The sequence below is a fragment of the Curtobacterium sp. BRD11 genome (genome assembly GCF_031844345.1).
In the GTDB taxonomy this organism is placed as follows: Bacteria; Actinomycetota; Actinomycetes; order Actinomycetales; family Microbacteriaceae; genus Curtobacterium.
Window position 1 is genome coordinate 1 of sequence record NZ_JAUZUZ010000008.1, and the last position, 19,545, is coordinate 19,545.

Consider the following 19,545-nt stretch of genomic DNA (forward strand, 5'->3'; position numbering starts at 1 on the left):
ACGGGTCCGGTGTGATTCAGCGCTCTTCCAGGGGAAGCGCCAGAACGCCGGTTCTCCGTGTACCCCGACGGCGGAGGGTCAGCCGGTGCCGCCGATACCGGCCCCGGTGTTGCGCGACGCAGCGTCCCGCACGGAGCGCACGTACGCCATGGGCGACAGTCCGCACTCCTGTCGGAAGAGCTGCTGCAACCGGCGGGGACGCACCCCCGCAGCGTCCGCGATCTCGTCGACGGTCAGGTCGCCGTCGGCGTGCTCGACGATGTGCGCGACGGCACGTCGGACCCGCCAGGACGTCCGGCCGGAGTCGGGTCGCGCGGCCCGTGAGCCACGCAGGGTCGCCGCGGGGTCCTCGCCGAAGCGCTCCCGGTAGGCCGCGGCGAAACGGCCGGGGTTGGTGAAGCCCCACCGTCGGGCGACCGGTGTCACGCCCTCGTCGCCGGCGGCGCGCAGCAGTTCACGACGGACGCAGTCGAGCCGGTGGTCGCGCATGAACCGGTTCGGTGTGGTGCCGAGCGTCCGCGCGAAGACGTCCTGCAGGCCGCGCTGGCTCAGTCCGCACGCGGCCGCGATCTCGGGGACGGACGGTCGGTCCTGTGCGTGTGCCTCGATGTGGCGGATCGCGTCGCGCAGCCGGTTCGCGACCGGGACGTCCTGGCCCCGGTTGCGAATCGGGAAGGTGTCGAGGACGACCACCGCGAGCCGCCGGTTCAGGGCCGTGCGCATCGGACCGACCACGCGGTCGTCGAGCAGCGCCGGCGCGAGGTCCTGCACCAGGCGGCGGAGCGGCTCGCGCCGGGCGATCGCCTCGTCCTGCTGGTCGAACAGCAGGGGGCCGTCCGGCAGGCGGTAGCCGAGCTCCGCGCCGACCGACCGGAGGAACGGGTCCGACACGTGCAGGCCGTTGTAGACGGTGTCGGCGGACTCGAACCGGTACGCCTCGGACGCCGAGGCGATGTAGGGGCTCCCCGGTTCGATCACCCGCGTCCGGTCCGCGAAGTGCATCTCGAGGCGTCCGCGGGTGAGCCAGAACACGACGTGGTCGTTGCGCGGGCCGATCACGCCACCGCGCCGTCCACCCTCGGCGCGCATGGTGCGGAGCGTGACGTCGTCGTCGCCGACGATCGTGTACTCGTACCGGGTGCCCTCGGCGACGTAGGTCTCGGTACCGAGGTCGCGGCCGTTGTACTCGGCCGAGAAGATCCGGCCGTAGTCGGTGCCGTCGCTCTCGGTGAACCGCAGGCGGCGGTAACCGTTCGTCGACGAGGTGCTCACCCGCGCATCATGCCAGCACTGTCCGGGATGCGCGCTTCCGCGTCCCGGGTGGGCGCTGCCGGACGGGAGGCCCGTGGCGGCCGCGACACGAGCCTCCCGTCCGGTGGGTACCGGTTCGATCCGCGCCACGGCGGGGATCCGTCGGCGCACGCCGACCCTTGCCTGCAGTCACGAGCGATCCCGCCCCTCAATGACGAATTCTCAGACAACTCTGCGCCTCCCGAGGGATCGACGAGCACGAAATACCCCAGGGGGGTACCCTGTTGGGGGGGATGGAGGTCAGGATGCCAGCAGCACCGCACGCACACGTCGGGTACATCGAGGACAAGGACGACCTGCTCAAGCGGCTGCGCCGCGCGGAGGGGCAGGTCCGCGGGATCGCGCGCATGGTCGAGGACGAGACGTACTGCATCGACGTGCTGACCCAGATCTCCGCGGCGAACCGGGCGCTCGAACGGGTCGCCCTGTCGTTGCTCGAGGACCACCTGCGCCACTGCGTCGCCGAGGCCGTGGCCGAGGGCGGCGACGCTGCCGACGCGAAGGTCCGCGAGGCGAGCGACGCCATCGCCCGACTCGTCCGTTCCTGACCCCACCGCACCACACACCGAGGAGGACCCATGACCACCGAGACCGTCGCCGTGACCGGGATGACCTGCGAGCACTGCGTGGCGAGCGTGACCGAGGAGGTCTCCGAGCTCGCCGGCGTGACCGACGTCGCCGTGGACCTCGTGCCCGGCGGGTCGTCGTCCGTCACCGTCACGTCCGACCACCGGATCGACGACCAGGCCCTCCGCGGCGCGATCGCGGAGGCGGGGTACGAGGTCGTGTCCCGGTGAGCGAGGGCGTCGTCGAGCTCGACATCACGGGGATGACCTGCGCCTCGTGCGCGAACCGCGTCGAGCGGAAGCTCGGCAAGCTGCCGGGCGTCTCCGCGACCGTGAACTACGCGACCGAGCAGGCGCAGGTGTCGGTGACCGACCCGGACACGGTCGACACCGCAGCGCTCGTCGCGGCGGTCGAGGCCGCCGGGTACGGGGCGACCGTCCACGTGCGGCAGCCGACTCCGGGCTCTGCCGACGACGTCGACGACGCCACCGGCCCCGACGCCGCGACCGCGCCCCTGCGGCAGCGGCTCGTCGTCTCCGCCGTGCTGGCGCTGCCCGTGGTCCTGCTCTCGATGGTGCCGGTCCTGCAGTTCCCGAACTGGCAGTGGGCTGCCCTGGCACTGGCGGCACCGGTCGCCGTCTGGGGAGCGCTGCCGTTCCACCGTGCCGCGTGGGTGAACGCCCGACACGGCGCCGCGACCATGGACACCCTGGTCAGCCTCGGCGTCGTCGCCGCGTTCGGCTGGTCGCTGTACGCACTGTTCCTCGGCGACGCCGGTGCCCCCGGCATGCACATGACCTTCTCGTGGTTCGCCACGGACCCCGAGGCGAGCGACCTCTACCTCGAGGTGGCCGCGGCCGTGACGGTCTTCATCCTGGCCGGCCGGTACATGGAGGCCCGGGCGAAGCAGCGGTCCGGGGCGGCGCTGCGCGCGCTGCTCGAGCTCGGCGCGAAGGACGCGTCGGTGCTCCGCGACGGGCCGTCCGGTCCCGTCGAGACCCGTGTGCCCGCCGCGTCGCTCGTCGTCGGTGACGTCGTCGTCGTCCGACCGGGGGAGCGGATCCCGAGCGACGGCATCGTGCGCGAGGGCTCGTCGGCCGTCGACCTCAGCATGCTCACCGGCGAGTCGGTCCCGGTCGAGGTGCGACCCGGCGACCGCGTGACCGGCGCGACCATCGACGTCGGTGGTCGGCTCGTGGTCGAGGTCACCGCCGTCGGTGCCGACACCGAGCTCGCCCGGATGGGACGCCTCGTCGAGGACGCCCAGACCGGCAAGGCCGCGGTGCAGCGACTCGCCGACCGGGTCTCCGCCGTGTTCGTACCCGTCGTGATCGGCCTCGCCGTGGTCGCGTTCGTCGGGTGGCTCGTCGCCGGCGGGTCCCTGACCGCTGCCGTCACCGCCGCGGTCGCGACGCTCGTCATCGCCTGCCCGTGCGCCCTCGGGCTCGCGACGCCCACCGCGCTGCTCGTCGGCACGGGTCGTGGCTCGCAGCTCGGCATCCTGATCGGCGGCCCCCAGGCGCTCGAACGCACCCGCGCCGTGGACACGATCGTGCTCGACAAGACCGGCACCGTGACGACCGGGGAGATGCGCCTGACGGCGATCCTGCCGGTCGACGGCGCACCAGACGCCGACGGACCGCTGCTCGCGGTGGCGGCGGCGGTCGAGGACGGTTCCGAGCACCCGGTGGCGCGTGCGGTCGTCCGGGCCGCGCGGGACCGCGCACTCGACGTCCCGGTCGCGGAGCAGTTCGCCGCGACGCCGGGCGCGGGCGTGCAGGCCGTGGTCGACGGCGAGGTGGTCGTCGTCGGCACCGCCCGGTGGCTGGCGGAGGCGTGGGCCCTGCCGGTGGACGAGACGCTGGCCGCGCGGGTCGCCGCGGCAGAGTCGGACGGCGGGACCGCGGTCCTCGTTGCCCGGGGCGGCTCGGTGCTCGGCGCCGTCGTCGTCGGCGACACGGTGAAGCCCGAGGCGCCGGAGGCCGTCCGGCGGTTCGTCGCGCTCGGCCTGCGCCCGGTGCTGCTCACCGGGGACAACGAGGGCGCCGCGCGCGCCGTCGCGGCCCGCGTCGGCATCGACGAGGTGCACGCCCGTGCGACCCCGGCCTCGAAGCTCGAGACCGTCCGGCGACTGCAGGCCGAGGGGTGGACGGTCGCGATGGTCGGCGACGGGGTCAACGACGCGGCGGCGCTCGCGGCGGCGGACCTCGGCATCGCGATGGGGGCCGGCACCGACGCGGCGATCGCCGCGAGCGACATCACCGTCGTGAGCGGTCGGCTCACCGTCGTGGCGGACGCGGTCCGGCTGTCCCGGGCGACGCTCCGCACGATCCGCGGCAACCTGTTCTGGGCCTTCGCCTACAACGTCGCGGCGATCCCGCTCGCGATGGTGGGACTGCTGAACCCGGTGCTCGCGGGTGCCGCGATGGCGTTCTCGTCCGTCTTCGTGGTGACGAACAGCCTGCGCCTGCGTCGCTTCCGGGCCCTCGGCTGACGCCCGACGAGTGTCCCCGCGCCCTTCCGGGGGCGCGGGGACAGCCGATCACGGTGGTCCGTCGGTCATCTGCGTCGCTGGTGCCTCCGCACCGCGAACCCGGTGAGGACGATCCCGACGAAGAGAGCGGCCCCCAGGGCGAGCTTCCCGAGCCAGGAGTCGGAGCTGGCGAGTACGGACCCGACGCCCACGAGGACGAGACTGACGGCGACGGCGAACGGGACGCTCGAGGCAACCCCGCAGACTGCGCGCTTGCTCATCAGGCGCAGCGCGGCTTGACCTTGCCGCCAGCGAACGGGTAGACCCGGAGAGCCTTGCCGCCGCTGCACCGCACTCCTCCGTTCGAGGTGATCGCAACGGCCGCGGCGGTCAGGATCGCGCCGGCGACGACGCAGAACGTTCCCGCACTGATGGCGCAGAGTCCGGCACCGAGCCCGAATGCTGCTCCGCTGATGATCAGGTTCTGGTCGGTGCTGTTGAACGCCACGTACGTGCCCCTGCTGTCCCGACCGGCGCTCAGACGCGATGTCGGACCCTTCTGGACGAGATCGAAGGTCATTCCCTGCCCGAGGTCCAGGGTCGTGCGGATGCTCCCGTCGTCGTCGACCGTCTGCCGCTCGACGTAGCCGCCAGCTCGGGCTTCTTCGATCGCATCGTCGATCTGAGCGGGTGTGAAGTGCTGCAACGCGTCGGCGCTGGCAGCAGCGCCCTGCGCGCCCGCGGTGGTGTCTGCGGCGTTGGCTGCAGGGGCAGCGATCAGCCCTGCGGCGACGAGTGCGACGCTGGTCGCGCTGATGGCGAGCGACGTCCTGACCTTCGACATGCGATTCCTTCCTCTGGGGTCCGAGAGCTGAGTGCTCCCCGGACTCCTGACCGTAGGGGTCCGAACGTCGATTCTGAAGTGTGAAATCTCAGTACGACGAGTTGTTACGCCGCTTCGCCCCACCGAGCTGTGCGCAACCGCACTGCTGCGGCACTACGCTCGGACGTGGTCCGCGACGCAGCGCTGCGGTGACCCGCGGTCCAGTACGTCCAGAAGGTACCCAGGAGGACCGAAGTGACCGAATCCGCTCCCGTCGACCCCACATCGACCGACGGCTGGAAGAAGCTCGCCGGCATCGCCGACGGATTCACCCCCGACCTGCGCGGTTGGTTCGACAGCGACCCCGGTCGCGCCGAGCGCTACACGTTCCAGGCCGCCGACCTGACCGTCGACCTGTCGAAGGGCCTCGTCGACGACGAGATCCTCGCCGCCCTGCTCCAGGTCGCGAAGGACACCGGCGTCGCCGAGCGCTTCGAGGCGATGCTCGCCGGCGAGCACATCAACGTGACCGAGGACCGCGCCGTCCTGCACACGGCGCTCCGCCGTCCGCGGGGCATCGAGCCGGCGCTCGTGGTCGACGGCCAGGACGTCGACGCCGACGTGCACGCCACGCTCGACAAGGTCTACGCCTTCGCCGAGAAGGTCCGCTCCGGCGAGTGGACGGGTGTGTCGGGCAAGCGCATCGAGACCGTCGTCAACATCGGCATCGGCGGCTCCGACCTCGGCCCGGTCATGGTCTACGAGGCGCTCAAGCCGTACGTGCAGAAGGGCCTCGAGGCGCGCTTCGTCTCGAACATCGACCCCGCCGACATCTACGAGAAGACCGTCGACCTCGACCCGGAGACCACGCTCTTCATCGTCGCGTCGAAGACCTTCGGCACGCTCGAGACCCTGACCAACGCCCGTCTCGCCCGCCAGTGGCTGTGGGAGCGCCTCGGCCTGACCGACGCGTCGGACGACGAGAAGTCGAACGCCGTCGCCAAGCACTTCGTCGCCGTCTCGACCGCGCTCGACAAGGTCGCCGCGTTCGGCATCGATCCCGAGAACGCCTTCGGCTTCTGGGACTGGGTGGGCGGCCGCTACTCGGTCGACTCGGCCATCGGCACCTCGGTGGTCATCGCGATCGGCAAGGAGAACTGGGAGCAGTTCCTCGCCGGGTTCCACGCCGTCGACGAGCACGTCCGCACCACGCCGCTCGAGCAGAACGTCCCCGTCCTCATGGGCCTGCTCAACGTCTGGTACACGAACTTCCTCGGTGCGCAGAGCCACGCGGTCCTGCCGTACACGCAGTACCTGCACCGCTTCGCCGCGTACCTGCAGCAGCTCACGATGGAGTCGAACGGCAAGCGCGTCCGCTGGGACGGCTCGCCCGTCACGACGGACACCGGCGAGGTCTTCTGGGGCGAGCCGGGCACCAACGGCCAGCACGCGTTCTACCAGCTCATCCACCAGGGCACCCGCCTGATCCCGGCGGACTTCATCACCGTCGCGAAGCCGGCGCGTCCGCTCAAGGACGAGTCGGGCGACGGCAAGGCCGTGCAGCCGGGCCAGGACGTCCACGCGCTGTTCCTGGCGAACTTCTTCGCGCAGACCAAGGCGCTCGCGTTCGGCAAGACCGCCGACGAGGTCCGCGCCGAGGGCACCACCGACGAGGGCATCGTCGCGGCCCGCACCTTCACGGGCAACAAGCCGTCGACGTCGATCCTCGCGCCGGAGCTCACCCCGAGCGTGCTCGGTCAGCTCATCGCCCTCTACGAGCACATCGTGTTCACCGAGGGCACCATCTGGGGCATCGACTCGTTCGACCAGTGGGGTGTCGAGCTCGGCAAGCAGCTCGCGCTGCAGATCGCCCCGGCGGTCGACGGCGACCAGGACGCGCTCGCGTCGCAGGACTCCTCGACGAAGGCGCTCATCGCCAAGTACCTGGAGCTGCGCGGCGAGTAGCACACGCACCTGACGACGGACGGGAGGCGCGGTGCCAGCTGGCACCGCGCCTCCCGTCCGGTGCGTGGTCGCGCTTGCCGCGGGGCGGCCTCGGCCCCGAGACTCGGCCCCGCGGACACCTTCGCGGCTCGCGAGCCGCGAACACGTCCGCCTGCGCGAGACTCGGCGGGCGTGCGACCAGCCGGCGTCAGCGCGCGAGCGGGTCGAGGTTGAGGGTCGTCCCCTCGTACAGGTACTGGTCGTCGCCGAACACCTGCACGTCGGCGTTCAACCAGACGAGCGCCTTCACGCTGATGCCGAAGCGTGCCGCGACGTCGCCGATCAGGTCGTCCGGCGCGACCGTGTAGGAGCGCGGCGCACCGGACGCCGTCGTCGCCGTGACCGGACCGGAGGCGTTCGACCGTGCTCCGCCGTCGACCGGGTGCACGTTCGTCTGCCGCTCGGGCACCGACCAACGCACCGGCGCGACCGCGAGCACCTTGCCGGCCGCGATCTCGATCGGCAGGTCGGCCTGGCCGGGGTCGGCCGCCGAGGACACCACGAGCGTCACGAGCCCCGACGGGTCGACACCCGAGCCGTCGAGCGGCACGTCCTTCGCGACCGGCGCGGGGGTCGGACCGCCGAGCACGGTGTCGCCCACGCCGGGGTAGGTCAGGCCGTCGCCCACCGTCCGCTCGCGTTCGAAGAACCCGGCCCCGATCGGGACGGGCAGCGACGAGGTCACGCCGCTGAACTGCGCGGTGAAGGTGTCGTCGCCGTCCGCCACGACGCGGTAGTGGAAGTGGATGCTGCCCTTCGGTGAGGCGACGTCGCCCTCGGCCAGCACCGTCCCGGCCGGGATCGGGGTGAGCACGGGGTCGGGGACGGCGGCCTCGGACGCGACCGGGCTGGGCGCGCGCGGGGTCGCCGAGGCCTCGAGCCGGGCGGCGTCCGGGTCCTCGGTCGCCGTCGGCGACGGGGTGGACGTCCGGCTCGCCGTCGGCGGGGCCGAGGGCGCCGGGAGCGCTCCGTCGGACCCGCCGAGCAGCGAGCAACCGGACAGCGCGACGGCGACGACCAGAGCGGTAGCACCGGTCGCAACGGTTCGGTTCATGATTCCCCCTCGGTTCGAGATGCTACCGGCGGACCCGGCGCGGCAGGGAGCGGCGGCGAGCGGATGTGTCGAGGGACGTAGCTGTCGGCGCGAGCGGCTACCGTCGAGGCATGGACCGCCACGACATCCTCGCCGCCGCAGCCGCCGCCCACGCCGCTCGCATCGCCGAGGCGGGCGGTGACGACACGGCCGCCCGGCAGCGTGCCGCCGCCGTCGAGGGGCGCGAGCACGGGACGGACGATGCTTCGGCCGAGGCCGTCCGCGCGGTCCAGCGCCGGCGTGCAGGAGAGGTCGAGCGGGCCGCTGAGCGCACCGAGGGCGCCCTCTCCGACTGGCACCGGATGGGCACCCGTCGCGGGGTCACACCGGACGAGCAGCTCCGGAGCGCCTGGACGGTCACCGGGGTCCCGGAGTCCGGCGCCGCACGCGCACTGGCGAACGTCCTGCTGTCCACCGCCGGGCACGCGGGTCGGGTGGCGGACGCGGCTCGGCGCAACCCGGCGCTCGGCGGGGCCGCGAGTGCAGCGGCCCGACGGACCGTCCGCCGCTACACCGACCACGGGGCCGGCATGGCTTCGCTCGGCGACGTGCTCGGCGACGGTCCGGCCGACTCCGACTGAGCAGCACCGGCCTCCGCCGACCGGTCGGAGGATCGGCCGGCCGCACGGGTGAGCGGTCCGGTCGACGGGACACGGAACGGGACACGATCGCCGCGCGCACCGTCGCGAGGTCCCCCGACGAAGGAGCCACGCAATGGTCGACACCGCGCCGACAGCACCGAAGGTCGCTCTCCCCCCGGTGGGGGAGGGCCCCCACCGCCGCCGTCTCGGTGTCCTGGCCCTCGTCGCGACCCTCGGCGGCCTCCTCTTCGGCTACGACACCGGTGTGATCAACGGGGCGCTGCTCCCGATGCAGCAGGAGCTCGGCCTGACGGACCTGACCGTGGGCGTCGTCACGAGCTCGCTGCTCTTCGGCGCTGCGGTCGGTGCGGTGCTCGGCGGTCGGATCGCGGACGGCTGGGGACGTCGGAGGACGATCGTCCTGCTCGCCGTGGCCTTCTTCGTCGGCACGCTGACCTGCGTCCTCGCCCCGACGTTCGGGGTCATGGTCGTCGGCCGGGTCCTGCTCGGGCTCGCGGTCGGTGGGGCGTCGACCGTCGTGCCCGTCTTCCTCGCCGAGCTCGCACCGTACGAGATCCGTGGATCGCTGTCGGGCCGCAACGAGCTCATGATCGTGATCGGCCAGCTCGCCGCCTTCGTGGTGAACGCCGTCATCGGCACCCTCTGGGGCGAGGGCGACGGCGTCTGGCGCGTCATGCTCGCCGTCTGCGCCCTGCCTGCGGTGGCGCTCTTCGTCGGCATGCTGCGCGTGCCGGAGTCGCCGCGGTGGCTCGCGTCGAAGGGCCGGTACGGCGAGGCCCGTGCGGTGCTCGTGCAGGTCCGCTCCGAGGAGCGCGCCACGGCCGAACTCGAGGAGATCGAGCGCGCGAACGAGCGCGAGGCGGAGGCCCGGCACGGCGGCGGGTGGCGCACGCTGCTCGGCAGCGGGTGGCTGGTCCGGACCGTGCTCGTCGGGTCCGGCATCGGTGTCGCGCAGCAGCTCACCGGCATCAACTCGATCATGTACTACGGGCAGACCGTCCTGGTCGAGTCCGGCTTCCAGGAGTCGGCGGCCCTCATCGCGAACATCGCTCCCGGGGTCATCGCGGTGGTCGGCGGGGTGGTCGCCCTCACCAACATGGAGCGCATCGACCGCCGCACGACGCTCGTCATCGGGTACTCGCTGACGACGGTGTGCCACTTCCTGATCGGCATCGCGTCGATGACCCTGGTCGAGGGCACCCCCGCTCGACCCTGGGTGATCCTGGTCCTCGTCGTCGCGTTCGTCGGCTCGATGCAGACGTTCCTCAACATCGCGACGTGGGTGATCCTGTCGGAGATCTTCCCCACGCAGATCCGCGCGCTCGGCATGGGGATCGCCGTCTTCTGCCTCTGGACCGCGAACGCGTTCCTCGGGCTGACCTTCCCCACGATCGTCGCGGCGACCGGCATCACCGGCACCTTCTTCGGGTTCGCCGCGGTCGGCGTCCTGGCCCTGCTCTTCATCCGGAGGTTCGTGCCCGAGAGCCGGGGCCGCACCCTGGAGGAGGTCGAGCAGGGGCTCCCCACCGGTGCCGTCTCCGCCGTCGCCGCGGAGCAGGCGCAGCGGTAGCTCGCGCTGCCACGCGGACCGACGCCGGGGGACGCCTGCTCGACCGGGGCTCCGGCACGGGTGTGTACGGTGCACCGTTGTCGGGCGACAACGATCACGGGAGGCGCACGCGATGACCGAACTGCAGGTGGGCGACCTGCCGACGACGCTGACCGCGGTCTGCGCGGTGCTCCTCGTGGTGGCGGTCGGCTGCGCGCTCGTCGTCGCGGTCGACGTCGTCCGGCATCCACCGCACATGCGGGTGATGGCGCTCGTCTGGCCGCTGACGATGCTCTTCGGCAGCGTGGTGTGGCTGGTCTTCTACCTCCGCCGGGGCCGTGCGACGGTGGGCGGTCACGGCCGGTGGGCGGGCACCGCGATCGACACGAGCCACTGCGGCGCCGGGTGTGCGCTCGGTGACCTCGTCGGCGAGTTCGGGCTCGTCGCCTTCCCGGCCCTCGGCACCCTCGTCGGGCTCGGCACGCTCTACCAGGACCGCATGTTCGCCGGGTGGATCATCGACTTCGTCATCGCGTTCGTCGTCGGCATCGCGTTCCAGTACGCGGCGATCGCGCCGATGCGCGGGTTCGGCTGGCGGGACGGGCTCGTCGCCGCGCTCAAGGCCGACACCCTCAGCATCACCGCGTGGCAGGTCGGCATGTACGGCGCGATGGCGGTGCTGCAGTTCGCGCTGCTGCCGGCGGTGCTCGGTGGCCGCGTCGGCGTGCTGACACCCGAGTTCTGGGTCGCGATGCAGGTCGCGATGGTCGCCGGGTTCGTCTGCTCGTACCCGATGAACGCGCTCCTGGTGCGGAAGGGGCTGAAGGAGGCGATGTGACCTCCGGCGCACACCGCGACGGACGGGAGGCGCGGTGCCAGCTGGCACCGCGCCTCCCGTCCGTCCCGGGGTGCTGGACCGCTACGGGCGCAGCAGCACCTTGCCGACACGGCCGGCGGTGTCGCTGGCACGCGCCGCGTCGCGGGCGTCCTCGAACACGAAGGTCTCGGAGACGGGGAGCGTCAGCGATCCGTCGAGCACGCGGGTGATGAGCTCGCCGAAGAGCTGGCCCTTGAGCTCGGCCGGCATGGTCCTGCTGACGACGGCGCCCCAGAACCCCTTGACGGTGAGCTGGCCGAAGATGACCTTGCCGGACGGGATCTCGAGCGTCGGCGACGCCATGGCGCCGAAGACGACGAGCGTGCCGTTCTCGCCCATGACCGAGGCGATGTCGCCCGCGGCCTTCCCGCCGACGGACTCGACGCCCGCGATGATCGGGGCACCGCCGGTGAGCTCGCGGACCTGGTCCTGCCAGCCCTCGGAGTCCGTGGCGACGATGCGGTCGATGTCCTGCTCCCGCAGTTCCTCGACGCCCTCGGCGCGACGGACCAGACCGATCACGTTGATGCCGCGGGCCTTGCCGAGCTGCGCGACCATGCGGCCGACGGCGCCGTTCGCGGCGTTCTGGATGATCCAGTCGCCCTCGTGCAGGTCGAGCGAGTGCAGCAGGCTGATCGCGCTGAACGGCATCGAGACGAGCTGCGCGGCGGACTCGTCGGGCATGGCGTCCGGCACGGGGACGAGCCCGGCGGCGTCGGCGACGTAGTACTCGGCCCAGACGCCGAAGGTGCCGCCCGCGACGCGCTGGCCGACCTGCAGGCGGTCGACGCCCTCGCCCAGGGCCTCGACGACGCCGAGCGCCTCGGTGCCGCTGGCCGCGGGGAGCTCGGGCTTGAACCCGTAGGTGCCGCGGATCGTCCACAGGTCGTGGTTGTGGATGGGGGAGAGCACCGTGCGGACGAGCACCTGGCCGGGGCCGGGCTGCGGGACGGGGCGCTCGGCGACGGTCAGGACGTCGGCCGGCTCGCCGAAGGTCTCGTGGACGACGGCACGCATGGTGGTGGGGGTGGTGTCGGTCATGGGTCAGTCCTCCGAGACGACGATGGTGACGTCGATGTTGCCGCGGGTGGCGTTCGAGTACGGGCAGACCTGGTGCGCGGCGTCCGCGAGGGCCTGGGCCTGGTCGTGCTCCAGGCCGGGGATGACGACCTCGAGCATGACGGCGAGCTGGTAGCCGCCCTGGCCGTTCGGGCCGATGGAGACGCGGCCACCGACGGTCGAGTCGGTGATCTTCACCTTCTGCGCGCGGGCGACGCCCTGCAGCGCGGAGTGGAAGCACGCGGCGTAGCCGGCTGCGAAGAGCTGCTCGGGGTTGGCGCCGTTGCCGGAGCCACCCATCTCCTTCGGGATGGCGAGGTCGTGCTCGACGCGGCCGTCGCTGGTGGCGACGTGGCCGTTGCGGCCCTCGCCGGTGGCGAGCGCCTCGGCGGTGTAGAGGACGTCCATGGGGGTCCTTCCTTCCTTCGTGGGGTCAGTCGTCCGACGCTGTGGGGGCGTCGGTGGTCGTGGTGGCGGTGTCGTCGGCCGCGGCGTGCATGGTCGCCGTCAGGCGCTGGAGCGTCGCGATGAGCTCGAGGGCGGCCTGCTCGTCGGACAGGCCCATGCCCGCGGCGATGCGCGCGGGGACGTGGGCGAGCTCGGGGCGGATCGAGCGACCGCGGTCGCCGAGCGTGACGGTCACGACGCGCTCGTCGGTGCTGCGGCGCTCGCGGCGGACCAGGTCGGCCCGCTCCATGCGCCGGAGCAGCGGCGACAGGGTGCCGGAGTCGAGCTGCAGGTGCTCGCCGAGCGTGGAGACGGTCTGGTCGCCCTCGATCCACAGGGTCACGAGGACGAGGTACTGGGGGTACGTCAGTCCCCAGGGTTCCAGCAGTGCGCGGTACGCCTGGGTGGTCGCCCGGGACGCCGCGTAGAGCGAGAAGCACACCATCTCGTCGGTCACCGGCATGCCCACCAGTGTGGCACGCAACTCAGTTGTGCACAACCAGGTTGTTCACAGGTGGGCACGGGCGGTCGCGCGCACGGCCGGTTAGGCTGACCTGAGCCACGATGACCAGCAACGACACCGACAGCACCGCGACCCCGGGAGCAGGACCCAGCCTCCGCACCGGGTCAGCGTCGTCCCACGGCAAGACGATCCTGATCGGCGAGCACGCCGTGGTGTACGGCGTACCCGCGCTCGTGCTCCCCGTGCTCGACGTGCGGGTGACCGCGACGGTGACCCCGGTGGCGCCCGGCGACGGCAGCCGGCTCGAGTCGACCGTGCACAACGGCCCCCTCGACACCGCACCGGCGGCCGTGCTGCCGACGGTGACCGCCGTGACCGCGACGCTCCGGCACCTCGGCGCCGAGGAGCAGCACGTGCACGTCCGGGTCGACAGTGCCGTGCCGACCGCCCGGGGCATGGGTTCGAGCGCCGCCGTCGCCGCCGCTGTGACCGCCGCCGTGGCCGACGTCTTCGGTCGGACCCTCGACCCCGAGGAGCACCACGAACTCGTGCAGGAGTGCGAGCGCGTCGCCCACGGCCGCCCCTCCGGACTCGATGCCCGAGGGGTCGTCGCCGAGGTGCCCGTGTGGTTCGAGGGCGGCGTGGTCGAGCCCGTCCCGCTCGGCGCGGTGTTCACCTTCGTCGTCGCGGACACCGGTGTCCCGGGGCACACGCGCGAGGCAGTCGCGGCCGTCCGGGAACGGCACGACGCCGACCCCGCCACGGTCGACGGCGTCGTCGACGCCATCGGCGCCCTCGCGCGACGCGCACGGGGGACACTCGAGGATGGCGATGCCCAGGCCCTCGGTGCCACGATGGACGCCGCGCACGAACTGCTCACCGAACTCGACGTGTCGAGCGCGGACCTCGACCGGCTCGTCGACGCCGCACGCCGTGCGGACGCCCTCGGCGCGAAGCTCACCGGCGGTGGGCGCGGCGGATGCGTCCTCGCGCTCGTCGCGGACGGGGAGCACGCCGACCGCGTGTCCGCCGCACTCCGTGCCGCGGGCGCGACGGAGACCTGGACCACCACGATCGGAGCCCGCGCTTGATGACCGCCACCGCCGTCGCGCACCCCAACATCGCGCTCGTGAAGTACTGGGGCAAGGCCGACGCGCAACTCGCCCTGCCCGCCACCGGCAGCGTGTCGATGGGCCTCGACGTCTTCCCGACCACGACGACCGTGACGCTCGACGCCGCGGCGGACGCCGACTCGCTCGTGCTCAACGGCGGCGCGGCCCCCGAGGGTGCGGTGCTCCGCGTGCAGCAGTTCCTCGACCTCGTGCGCGAGCTCGCCGGGTCGTCCGACCGCGCGGCCGTCGTCTCCGAGAACACCGTGCCGACCGGCGCCGGGCTGGCCTCCAGCGCGTCCGGCTTCGCGGCCCTCGCGACCGCGGCGTCGGCGGCCTACGGGCTCGACCTGTCCGAGCGCGACCTCTCCCGGCTCGCCCGACGCGGTTCGGGGTCCGCCACGCGCTCGATCCCCGGCGGTGTCGCGGTCTGGCACGCCGGCGACGACCAGGGCTCCTACGCCGAGCGCGTCCCCGCCCCGCCGATGGCCATGGTCGTGGTGACGATCTCCGCCGGCGAGAAGGCGATCGGCTCGCGTGAGGCGATGCGCCGGACGATCGCGACCTCGCCGTTCTACCCGGCGTGGGTGACGTCGACGACCGAGACCGTGGGGGAGATGCTCGACGCCTGCGCCGCCGGTGACTTCACCCGGATCGGGGAGCTCACCGAGAGCAACGCGCTCCGCATGCACGCGACGATCGAGGGCGCCTTCCCGCCCATCCGGTACCTGAACGCCCGCAGCGTCGCCGTGTTCGATGCCGTCGCCGAGCTCCGTGCCGCCGGGACCGAGGCGTACGCGACCGCCGACGCCGGCCCGAACGTCGTGGTGCTCACGAAGCCCGAGGACCGCGGTGCCGTCGCCACGGCGCTCGCCGGTCTGGGAGACGTCATCGAGTCGGGCACCGGACCAGGCGCACGGGTCGTCCGCTCCGAAGGGACGGAGGCACCCGGAGTGGGTGCCGTCCGACCGGAGGAGACCGCCGAGTGATCGAGTTCCGCGCCCACGGCAAGCTGTTCGTCGCGGGCGAGTACGCCGTCGTCGAGCCCGGGCAGCCATCCGTGCTCATCGCCCTCGACCGGGCCATCACCGCCCGGGTGCGCGAGGGCCACGGTTCCGGGAGCGTGCACTCCGAGGAGTACGGGCACCTCCCGCTGACGTGGACCCGCGACGAGGACGGCCTGGCGCTGGACCGCGAGCACCACCCCTACGACTACGTCATGGCGACGATCGACCTGGTCGAGAAGCTCCGGGCCGAGCGTGGGATCGCACCGCGGTTCCACGACCTCCGCATCGAGAGCCAGCTCGACGACGCCAGCGGCCGGAAGTTCGGACTCGGATCCTCGGCCGCGGTCACCGTGGCCACGGTCGGTGCACTCGACCGGTTCTACGGCATCGGCCTCTCCCAGCGGGACCGCTTCCGGGTCGCGCTGCTCGCGACCGTCCGGGTCAACCCGCGCGCGTCCGGCGGCGACCTCGCCGCGAGCACGTTCGGCGGCTGGCTCCGCTACAGCGCACCGGACCGCGAGCGCCTGGTGGCCATGCTCGACCGCCGCTCCGTGACCGCGATCCTCGACGACACCGACGCCTGGACCGGCTTCGACGTGCAGCGCCTGCCCGCGCCGGCGGACCTCGAACTCCTCGTCGGCTGGACGGGCTCGCCGGCGTCGACGACGAAGCTCGTCAGCGTGGTCCGGAAGCACCGCAACGGCGGGTACCAGGCGTTCCTCGACGACAGCCGCGCCTGCGTCGACGACCTGACCGCGGGCCTCCGGACCGGCGACGCGGCGATGACGCTCGACGCCCTGCGGCGCGCCCGCGTGCTCATGCAGCGCCTCGGCGCGTCCGTCGGCTCGCAGATCGAGACCGAGCGGCTCGCGACCCTGTGCGACGTCGTCGAGTCGGCCGGCGGGGCGGCGAAGCCGTCCGGTGCCGGCGGCGGCGACTGCGGCATCGCGCTCGTCCCGGCGGACACCGACCTCGCCGGCATCCACCGCGCCTGGGAGGCGCACGACATCAGACACCTCAGCGTCGCGGTGCAAGCGCCCGAAGGGAGCGTCGAATGACCGACCTGCTGACCCCGATCCCCACGAAGTGGGTGGGGCCGATCCGCGTGAGCGGCAACGCCGTCGAGGGCGAGCACGAGGTGCCCCTCGCCACGTACGAGTCGCCGCTGTGGCCGTCCGTCGGTCGCGGTGCCCGCATCTCGCGCATGGTCGAGGGCGGCATCGTCGCGACCGTCGTCGACGAGCGCATGACCCGCTCGGTCGTCGTGAAGGCGGACAGCGCCGCCGCTGCGCACATCGCGGCGGGCCGCATCCTCGCGCGCCAGGACGAACTCGAGCAGATCGTCACCGGGCAGAGCCGCTTCGCGAAGCTCATCGAGGTGCACCCCGAGATCGTCGGCGACCTGCTGTTCCTGCGCTTCGCGTTCACCACGGGTGACGCCTCCGGCCACAACATGGTGACGCAGGCGGCGGACAAGCTGCTGCCCGCGATCCTCGCGTGGGAGCCGGGCCTGCGCTACGTCAGCGTCTCGGGCAACTTCTGCACGGACAAGAAGGCCACCGCGGTGAACGGCATCCGCGGTCGCGGCCGGAACACGATCGCCGAGATCGTGATCCCGGGGGAGATCGTCGAGAAGCGGCTGCGGTCGAGCGCTGCGCGGATCGCGGAGCTCAACGTGGCGAAGAACCTGGTCGGCTCGACCATCGCCGGGGCCCTGCGCTCCGCGAACGCGCACTACGCGAACATGCTCCTCGGCTTCTACCTGGCCACCGGGCAGGACGCCGCCAACATCGTCGAGGGCTCGCAGGGCATCACCTACGCCGAAGCCCGCGGTGACGACCTCTACTTCTCCACGGCGCTGCCGCACCTCATCGTCGGCACGGTCGGCAACGGCAAGGGCGGGGACCTGCCCGTCGTCGAGGACGCCCTGGTGCGCCTCGGCTGCCGCGAGGACCGGGAGCCCGGTGCCAACGCCCGCCGCCTGGCCGCCCTGTGCGCGGCGACGGTGCTCTGCGGTGAGCTGTCCCTGCTCGCCGCCCAGACCAACCCGGGCGAGCTGATGGCGGCGCACGTCGCCATGGAACGTCGCGGGTCGAAGCCCGCAGGAGGTGCAGCATGAGCGCCCAGCAGCGCGACGCACGGCAGCCGCTGTCCGTCGGCATCCACGACATCGCGATCGCGACCGGCCACCACGTGCTCGAGCTCGACGACCTGGCCGAACGGCTCGGCGTCGACCCGGCGAAGTACCACGTCGGCATCGGGCAGGACGCGTTCAGCGTGCCCGCGCCCGACGAGGACATCGTCACCATGGGTGCCGCCGCCGCGAAGGAGGTCATCGACCGACACGGCGTCGAGGGCATCCGCACGGTGCTGTTCGCGACCGAGTCGGGCGTCGACCAGTCCAAGGCCGCCGGTGTCTACGTGCACGGGCTCCTCGGCCTCCCGCAGAACGTCCGCGTGGTCGAGCTGAAGCAGGCCTGCTACGGCGGGACCGCCGCCGTGCAGCTCGCCCTCGGCATCATCGCGCGCGCACCCCACGAGCGGGTCCTCGTCATCGCCGCCGACGTCGCCCGGTACGACGTCGACACCGCCGCCGAGCCCACCCAGGGCGCCGGGGCCGCCGCGATCCTGGTGTCCGCGGACCCCGACCTCATCGAGATCGAGCCCGCCGCGGGGGTCTTCACCGCCGACGTCGACGACTTCTGGCGACCGAACGACCGCTCGACGGCGCTCGTCGACGGCCGACTGTCGGTCAGCGCGTACGTCGACGCGTTCGTCGGGGCGTGGGACGACCTGGCGTCGCAGGGCGGCCCGGCGTACGAGGACATCGTGCGCTTCGTCCACCACCAGCCGTTCACGAAGATGGCGCTCAAGGCGCACCGGAAGCTCACGCAGCACGTCGGGGTGCCCTTCGACGAGTCCGAGCTCGCGATCGGCTTCACCTACAACAAGCAGACCGGCAACACCTACACGGCGTCGCTCTGGATCGGGCTCGCGGCGCTGCTCGACCTCGACGACGACCTGGGCGGCGAGCGGATCGCCCTGTTCAGCTACGGCTCGGGCAGCGTCGGGGAGCTCATCACCGGGATCGTCCGGCCCGACTACCGCTCCCACCGCCGCGAGGGCCGGGTCCGCGCACTGCTCGCGGCGCGCACCCCGCTGACGGTCGACGCGTACCGGGAGCTGCACGCTGCCGGTGCCGCCACGAGCGAGGACGTCGAACGGGCCCGCGTCACGGCTGCGCCGTACCGCTTCGCGGGTGTGCGCGGCGGTGCGCGGCACTACGAGGCGACCGCGCAGGACTGACGCGACCCCACGACGGACGGGAGGCGCGGGGCCGGCCGGCACCGCGCCTCCCGTCCGTCCCCGCACCCGTCCCTCGCTCGCCCGCACGGTGTAGAAGGATCCTCATGGGTCAGATCGTCTACGACGGTGAGGTGCTCGACCTGCGGGTCGACGACCGCGCGCTCACGCACCTGCAGATCGTCATCGTGAACATGCTGCGGCGCGACCACCGCTTCGTGTTCTCGTGGAAGGACGACGTGCTCCACGGCGACGGGCGCAGCTCCGTCTGGCTGCACCCGAACGTCAGCCTGCGGTTCACCTTCGCGGGCAGCCGGGTGCCCGCGATCAACCGCAGCTGGCTCGAGGAGCTCTACGCGGCGGCGACCTCCGGCGCCGGGCTCGTGCTCGTGCCCGAGCCGCCGGACACGAGCACCGCGGCGGACTCTGCGTGGTCCCGAGCGGTCGTCCCGGGGGCGGCGGAGTCCTCGTCGGCCGGCGACACGGAGTAGCACAGCGGCCGAGCCGGGTCAACGGGTTCCGGCCGTCGCGGGCGCGTCCGTAGGGTACGGGTGCCGCTGGACGCACAGTCCCCACGGCCGGCGTCAGGGAGCCGGCCGGCTGCGACCGCGGACGGAGGGAACCGCATGTCCGCGACGGAGGACACGGTCGACGACCGCGCCGGGACGGTCGTCGAGGTGGAGCGTCGACACGAGATCTGGATCAGGGGTCTCCTGGTCGAGCCGGACGGGTGCGCGCTGTACTCGGACTTCTTCGTCGTGCGGGATGCGGAGTCGGTCGCCGTCACCGGGTGACCGTCCCTCGGGTGCCCCGGCCGTCGGTCCCTCGGCGGCCGGGGCACGCCTCGGCGGCGGCGCC

Annotated in this window: 21 protein-coding genes; 14 read left to right on the forward strand and 7 right to left on the reverse strand. The window is 72.7% G+C overall.

Annotated features, from left to right (window positions below; all coding sequences use genetic code 11):
* Nucleotides 1–78 precede the first annotated feature (78 nt).
* Complete coding sequence (locus Q9R28_RS15200; RefSeq protein WP_209685802.1) at nucleotides 79–1,272, reverse strand: AraC family transcriptional regulator; 1,194 nt, start codon at nucleotides 1,270–1,272, stop codon at nucleotides 79–81.
* A gap of 284 nt (nucleotides 1,273–1,556) precedes the next feature.
* Between Q9R28_RS15200 and Q9R28_RS15205 the strand changes: the two genes are divergently transcribed.
* Genes Q9R28_RS15205 through Q9R28_RS15215 form a run of 3 tightly spaced genes read left to right on the forward strand, consistent with a single transcriptional unit; the run spans nucleotide 1,557 to nucleotide 4,372 of the window.
* Nucleotides 1,557–1,859 carry a metal-sensitive transcriptional regulator gene (locus tag Q9R28_RS15205; RefSeq protein ID WP_066656058.1) on the forward strand — a complete coding sequence of 101 codons (303 nt, stop codon included), beginning with the start codon at nucleotides 1,557–1,559 and terminating at the stop codon, nucleotides 1,857–1,859.
* A 30-nt stretch (nucleotides 1,860–1,889) separates the two neighbouring features.
* Complete coding sequence (locus tag Q9R28_RS15210; RefSeq protein WP_209685798.1) at nucleotides 1,890–2,108, forward strand: heavy-metal-associated domain-containing protein; 219 nt, start codon at nucleotides 1,890–1,892, stop codon at nucleotides 2,106–2,108.
* Nucleotides 2,105–4,372, forward strand: coding sequence for a heavy metal translocating P-type ATPase (locus Q9R28_RS15215; RefSeq protein WP_311206503.1), 2,268 nt, complete (start codon nucleotides 2,105–2,107; stop codon nucleotides 4,370–4,372). The genes Q9R28_RS15210 and Q9R28_RS15215 overlap by 4 nt, the downstream gene beginning before the upstream one ends.
* Nucleotides 4,373–4,437: 65 nt before the next feature.
* On the opposite strand, the gene Q9R28_RS15220 is transcribed toward Q9R28_RS15215, so the two are convergent.
* Nucleotides 4,438–4,632 carry a hypothetical protein gene (locus Q9R28_RS15220; RefSeq protein WP_251154424.1) on the reverse strand — a complete coding sequence of 65 codons (195 nt, stop codon included), beginning with the start codon at nucleotides 4,630–4,632 and terminating at the stop codon, nucleotides 4,438–4,440.
* On the reverse strand, nucleotides 4,632–5,195 hold the full coding sequence (locus tag Q9R28_RS15225) for a hypothetical protein (RefSeq protein WP_311206504.1): 564 nt from the start codon (nucleotides 5,193–5,195) through the stop codon (nucleotides 4,632–4,634). The genes Q9R28_RS15220 and Q9R28_RS15225 overlap by 1 nt, the downstream gene beginning before the upstream one ends.
* A gap of 234 nt (nucleotides 5,196–5,429) precedes the next feature.
* On the opposite strand from Q9R28_RS15225, the gene pgi reads away from it, so the two are divergent.
* Complete coding sequence (gene pgi, locus Q9R28_RS15230; RefSeq protein ID WP_311206505.1) at nucleotides 5,430–7,139, forward strand: glucose-6-phosphate isomerase; 1,710 nt, start codon at nucleotides 5,430–5,432, stop codon at nucleotides 7,137–7,139.
* A gap of 187 nt (nucleotides 7,140–7,326) precedes the next feature.
* Here the strand turns inward: pgi and Q9R28_RS15235 are convergent, their stop codons facing one another.
* Nucleotides 7,327–8,232: a LysM domain-containing protein gene (locus tag Q9R28_RS15235; RefSeq protein ID WP_251154427.1), complete on the reverse strand. Its 906-nt coding sequence runs from the start codon at nucleotides 8,230–8,232 to the stop codon at nucleotides 7,327–7,329.
* Nucleotides 8,233–8,342: 110 nt separating this feature from the next.
* Here Q9R28_RS15235 and Q9R28_RS15240 point away from each other — a divergent pair, with 110 nt between their 5' ends.
* The 3 genes from Q9R28_RS15240 to Q9R28_RS15250 all read left to right on the forward strand — a co-directional run bounded on the left by Q9R28_RS15240 (nucleotide 8,343) and on the right by Q9R28_RS15250 (nucleotide 11,260).
* Nucleotides 8,343–8,852, forward strand: coding sequence for a hypothetical protein (locus Q9R28_RS15240; protein WP_271826830.1), 510 nt, complete (start codon nucleotides 8,343–8,345; stop codon nucleotides 8,850–8,852).
* Between the two features lie 133 nt (nucleotides 8,853–8,985).
* Nucleotides 8,986–10,443, forward strand: coding sequence for a sugar porter family MFS transporter (locus Q9R28_RS15245; RefSeq protein WP_311206506.1), 1,458 nt, complete (start codon nucleotides 8,986–8,988; stop codon nucleotides 10,441–10,443).
* A gap of 112 nt (nucleotides 10,444–10,555) precedes the next feature.
* The gene (locus tag Q9R28_RS15250; protein WP_311206507.1) at nucleotides 10,556–11,260 is read left to right on the forward strand and encodes a DUF4396 domain-containing protein; all 705 of its coding nucleotides are present in this window, start codon (nucleotides 10,556–10,558) and stop codon (nucleotides 11,258–11,260) included.
* Nucleotides 11,261–11,341: 81 nt separating this feature from the next.
* Here Q9R28_RS15250 and Q9R28_RS15255 read toward each other — a convergent pair whose 3' ends face one another.
* The 3 genes from Q9R28_RS15255 to Q9R28_RS15265 are packed head-to-tail and all read right to left on the reverse strand — an operon-like array spanning nucleotide 11,342 to nucleotide 13,268.
* On the reverse strand, nucleotides 11,342–12,316 hold the full coding sequence (locus Q9R28_RS15255; protein WP_311206589.1) for a zinc-binding dehydrogenase: 975 nt from the start codon (nucleotides 12,314–12,316) through the stop codon (nucleotides 11,342–11,344).
* 27 nt (nucleotides 12,317–12,343) lie between these two features.
* On the reverse strand, nucleotides 12,344–12,766 hold the full coding sequence (locus Q9R28_RS15260; RefSeq protein ID WP_066656027.1) for an organic hydroperoxide resistance protein: 423 nt from the start codon (nucleotides 12,764–12,766) through the stop codon (nucleotides 12,344–12,346).
* Nucleotides 12,767–12,791: 25 nt separating this feature from the next.
* Complete coding sequence (locus tag Q9R28_RS15265) at nucleotides 12,792–13,268, reverse strand: MarR family winged helix-turn-helix transcriptional regulator (RefSeq protein ID WP_200884109.1); 477 nt, start codon at nucleotides 13,266–13,268, stop codon at nucleotides 12,792–12,794.
* Between the two features lie 101 nt (nucleotides 13,269–13,369).
* Between Q9R28_RS15265 and mvk the strand changes: the two genes are divergently transcribed.
* The 7 genes from mvk to Q9R28_RS15300 all read left to right on the forward strand — a co-directional run bounded on the left by mvk (nucleotide 13,370) and on the right by Q9R28_RS15300 (nucleotide 19,481).
* On the forward strand, nucleotides 13,370–14,359 hold the full coding sequence (gene mvk, locus Q9R28_RS15270; RefSeq protein WP_209685786.1) for a mevalonate kinase: 990 nt from the start codon (nucleotides 13,370–13,372) through the stop codon (nucleotides 14,357–14,359).
* Complete coding sequence (gene mvaD / locus Q9R28_RS15275) at nucleotides 14,359–15,366, forward strand: diphosphomevalonate decarboxylase (protein ID WP_245172473.1); 1,008 nt, start codon at nucleotides 14,359–14,361, stop codon at nucleotides 15,364–15,366. Before mvk ends, mvaD begins: the two co-directional genes overlap by 1 nt.
* Nucleotides 15,363–16,442 (forward strand): phosphomevalonate kinase, encoded by a 1,080-nt coding sequence (locus Q9R28_RS15280; protein ID WP_311206508.1) that lies wholly within the window; start codon nucleotides 15,363–15,365, stop codon nucleotides 16,440–16,442. Before mvaD ends, Q9R28_RS15280 begins: the two co-directional genes overlap by 4 nt.
* Nucleotides 16,439–17,503 (forward strand): hydroxymethylglutaryl-CoA reductase, encoded by a 1,065-nt coding sequence (locus Q9R28_RS15285; RefSeq protein WP_311206509.1) that lies wholly within the window; start codon nucleotides 16,439–16,441, stop codon nucleotides 17,501–17,503. Before Q9R28_RS15280 ends, Q9R28_RS15285 begins: the two co-directional genes overlap by 4 nt.
* On the forward strand, nucleotides 17,500–18,690 hold the full coding sequence (locus Q9R28_RS15290) for a hydroxymethylglutaryl-CoA synthase (protein ID WP_311206510.1): 1,191 nt from the start codon (nucleotides 17,500–17,502) through the stop codon (nucleotides 18,688–18,690). Before Q9R28_RS15285 ends, Q9R28_RS15290 begins: the two co-directional genes overlap by 4 nt.
* A gap of 104 nt (nucleotides 18,691–18,794) precedes the next feature.
* A complete protein-coding gene (locus Q9R28_RS15295) occupies nucleotides 18,795–19,178 on the forward strand; it encodes an ATP-dependent DNA ligase (protein ID WP_311206511.1) in 384 nt (127 codons plus the stop codon).
* Between the two features lie 135 nt (nucleotides 19,179–19,313).
* Entirely contained in the window at nucleotides 19,314–19,481 is a 168-nt protein-coding gene (locus Q9R28_RS15300) for a hypothetical protein (RefSeq protein ID WP_158407765.1), read from the forward strand.
* Nucleotides 19,482–19,545 lie beyond the last annotated feature (64 nt).

What these genes read in the sequence shown, in the direction of transcription:
- mvk (WP_209685786.1), top strand. Translation starts at nt 13,370, where the DNA reads ATGACCAGCAACGACACCGACAGCACCGCGACCCCGGGAGCAGGACCC.
- Q9R28_RS15210 (WP_209685798.1), top strand. Translation starts at nt 1,890, where the DNA reads ATGACCACCGAGACCGTCGCCGTGACCGGGATGACCTGCGAGCACTGC.
- Q9R28_RS15240 (WP_271826830.1), top strand. Translation starts at nt 8,343, where the DNA reads ATGGACCGCCACGACATCCTCGCCGCCGCAGCCGCCGCCCACGCCGCT.
- Q9R28_RS15265 (WP_200884109.1), bottom strand. Translation starts at nt 13,268, where the DNA reads ATGCCGGTGACCGACGAGATGGTGTGCTTCTCGCTCTACGCGGCGTCC.
- Q9R28_RS15250 (WP_311206507.1), top strand. Translation starts at nt 10,556, where the DNA reads ATGACCGAACTGCAGGTGGGCGACCTGCCGACGACGCTGACCGCGGTC.
- Q9R28_RS15290 (WP_311206510.1), top strand. Translation starts at nt 17,500, where the DNA reads ATGAGCGCCCAGCAGCGCGACGCACGGCAGCCGCTGTCCGTCGGCATC.
- Q9R28_RS15285 (WP_311206509.1), top strand. Translation starts at nt 16,439, where the DNA reads ATGACCGACCTGCTGACCCCGATCCCCACGAAGTGGGTGGGGCCGATC.
- Q9R28_RS15245 (WP_311206506.1), top strand. Translation starts at nt 8,986, where the DNA reads ATGGTCGACACCGCGCCGACAGCACCGAAGGTCGCTCTCCCCCCGGTG.
- Q9R28_RS15295 (WP_311206511.1), top strand. Translation starts at nt 18,795, where the DNA reads ATGGGTCAGATCGTCTACGACGGTGAGGTGCTCGACCTGCGGGTCGAC.
- Q9R28_RS15235 (WP_251154427.1), bottom strand. Translation starts at nt 8,232, where the DNA reads ATGAACCGAACCGTTGCGACCGGTGCTACCGCTCTGGTCGTCGCCGTC.
- Q9R28_RS15260 (WP_066656027.1), bottom strand. Translation starts at nt 12,766, where the DNA reads ATGGACGTCCTCTACACCGCCGAGGCGCTCGCCACCGGCGAGGGCCGC.
- Q9R28_RS15220 (WP_251154424.1), bottom strand. Translation starts at nt 4,632, where the DNA reads ATGAGCAAGCGCGCAGTCTGCGGGGTTGCCTCGAGCGTCCCGTTCGCC.
- Q9R28_RS15205 (WP_066656058.1), top strand. Translation starts at nt 1,557, where the DNA reads ATGCCAGCAGCACCGCACGCACACGTCGGGTACATCGAGGACAAGGAC.
- mvaD (WP_245172473.1), top strand. Translation starts at nt 14,359, where the DNA reads ATGACCGCCACCGCCGTCGCGCACCCCAACATCGCGCTCGTGAAGTAC.
- Q9R28_RS15300 (WP_158407765.1), top strand. Translation starts at nt 19,314, where the DNA reads ATGTCCGCGACGGAGGACACGGTCGACGACCGCGCCGGGACGGTCGTC.
- Q9R28_RS15255 (WP_311206589.1), bottom strand. Translation starts at nt 12,316, where the DNA reads ATGCGTGCCGTCGTCCACGAGACCTTCGGCGAGCCGGCCGACGTCCTG.
- Q9R28_RS15225 (WP_311206504.1), bottom strand. Translation starts at nt 5,195, where the DNA reads ATGTCGAAGGTCAGGACGTCGCTCGCCATCAGCGCGACCAGCGTCGCA.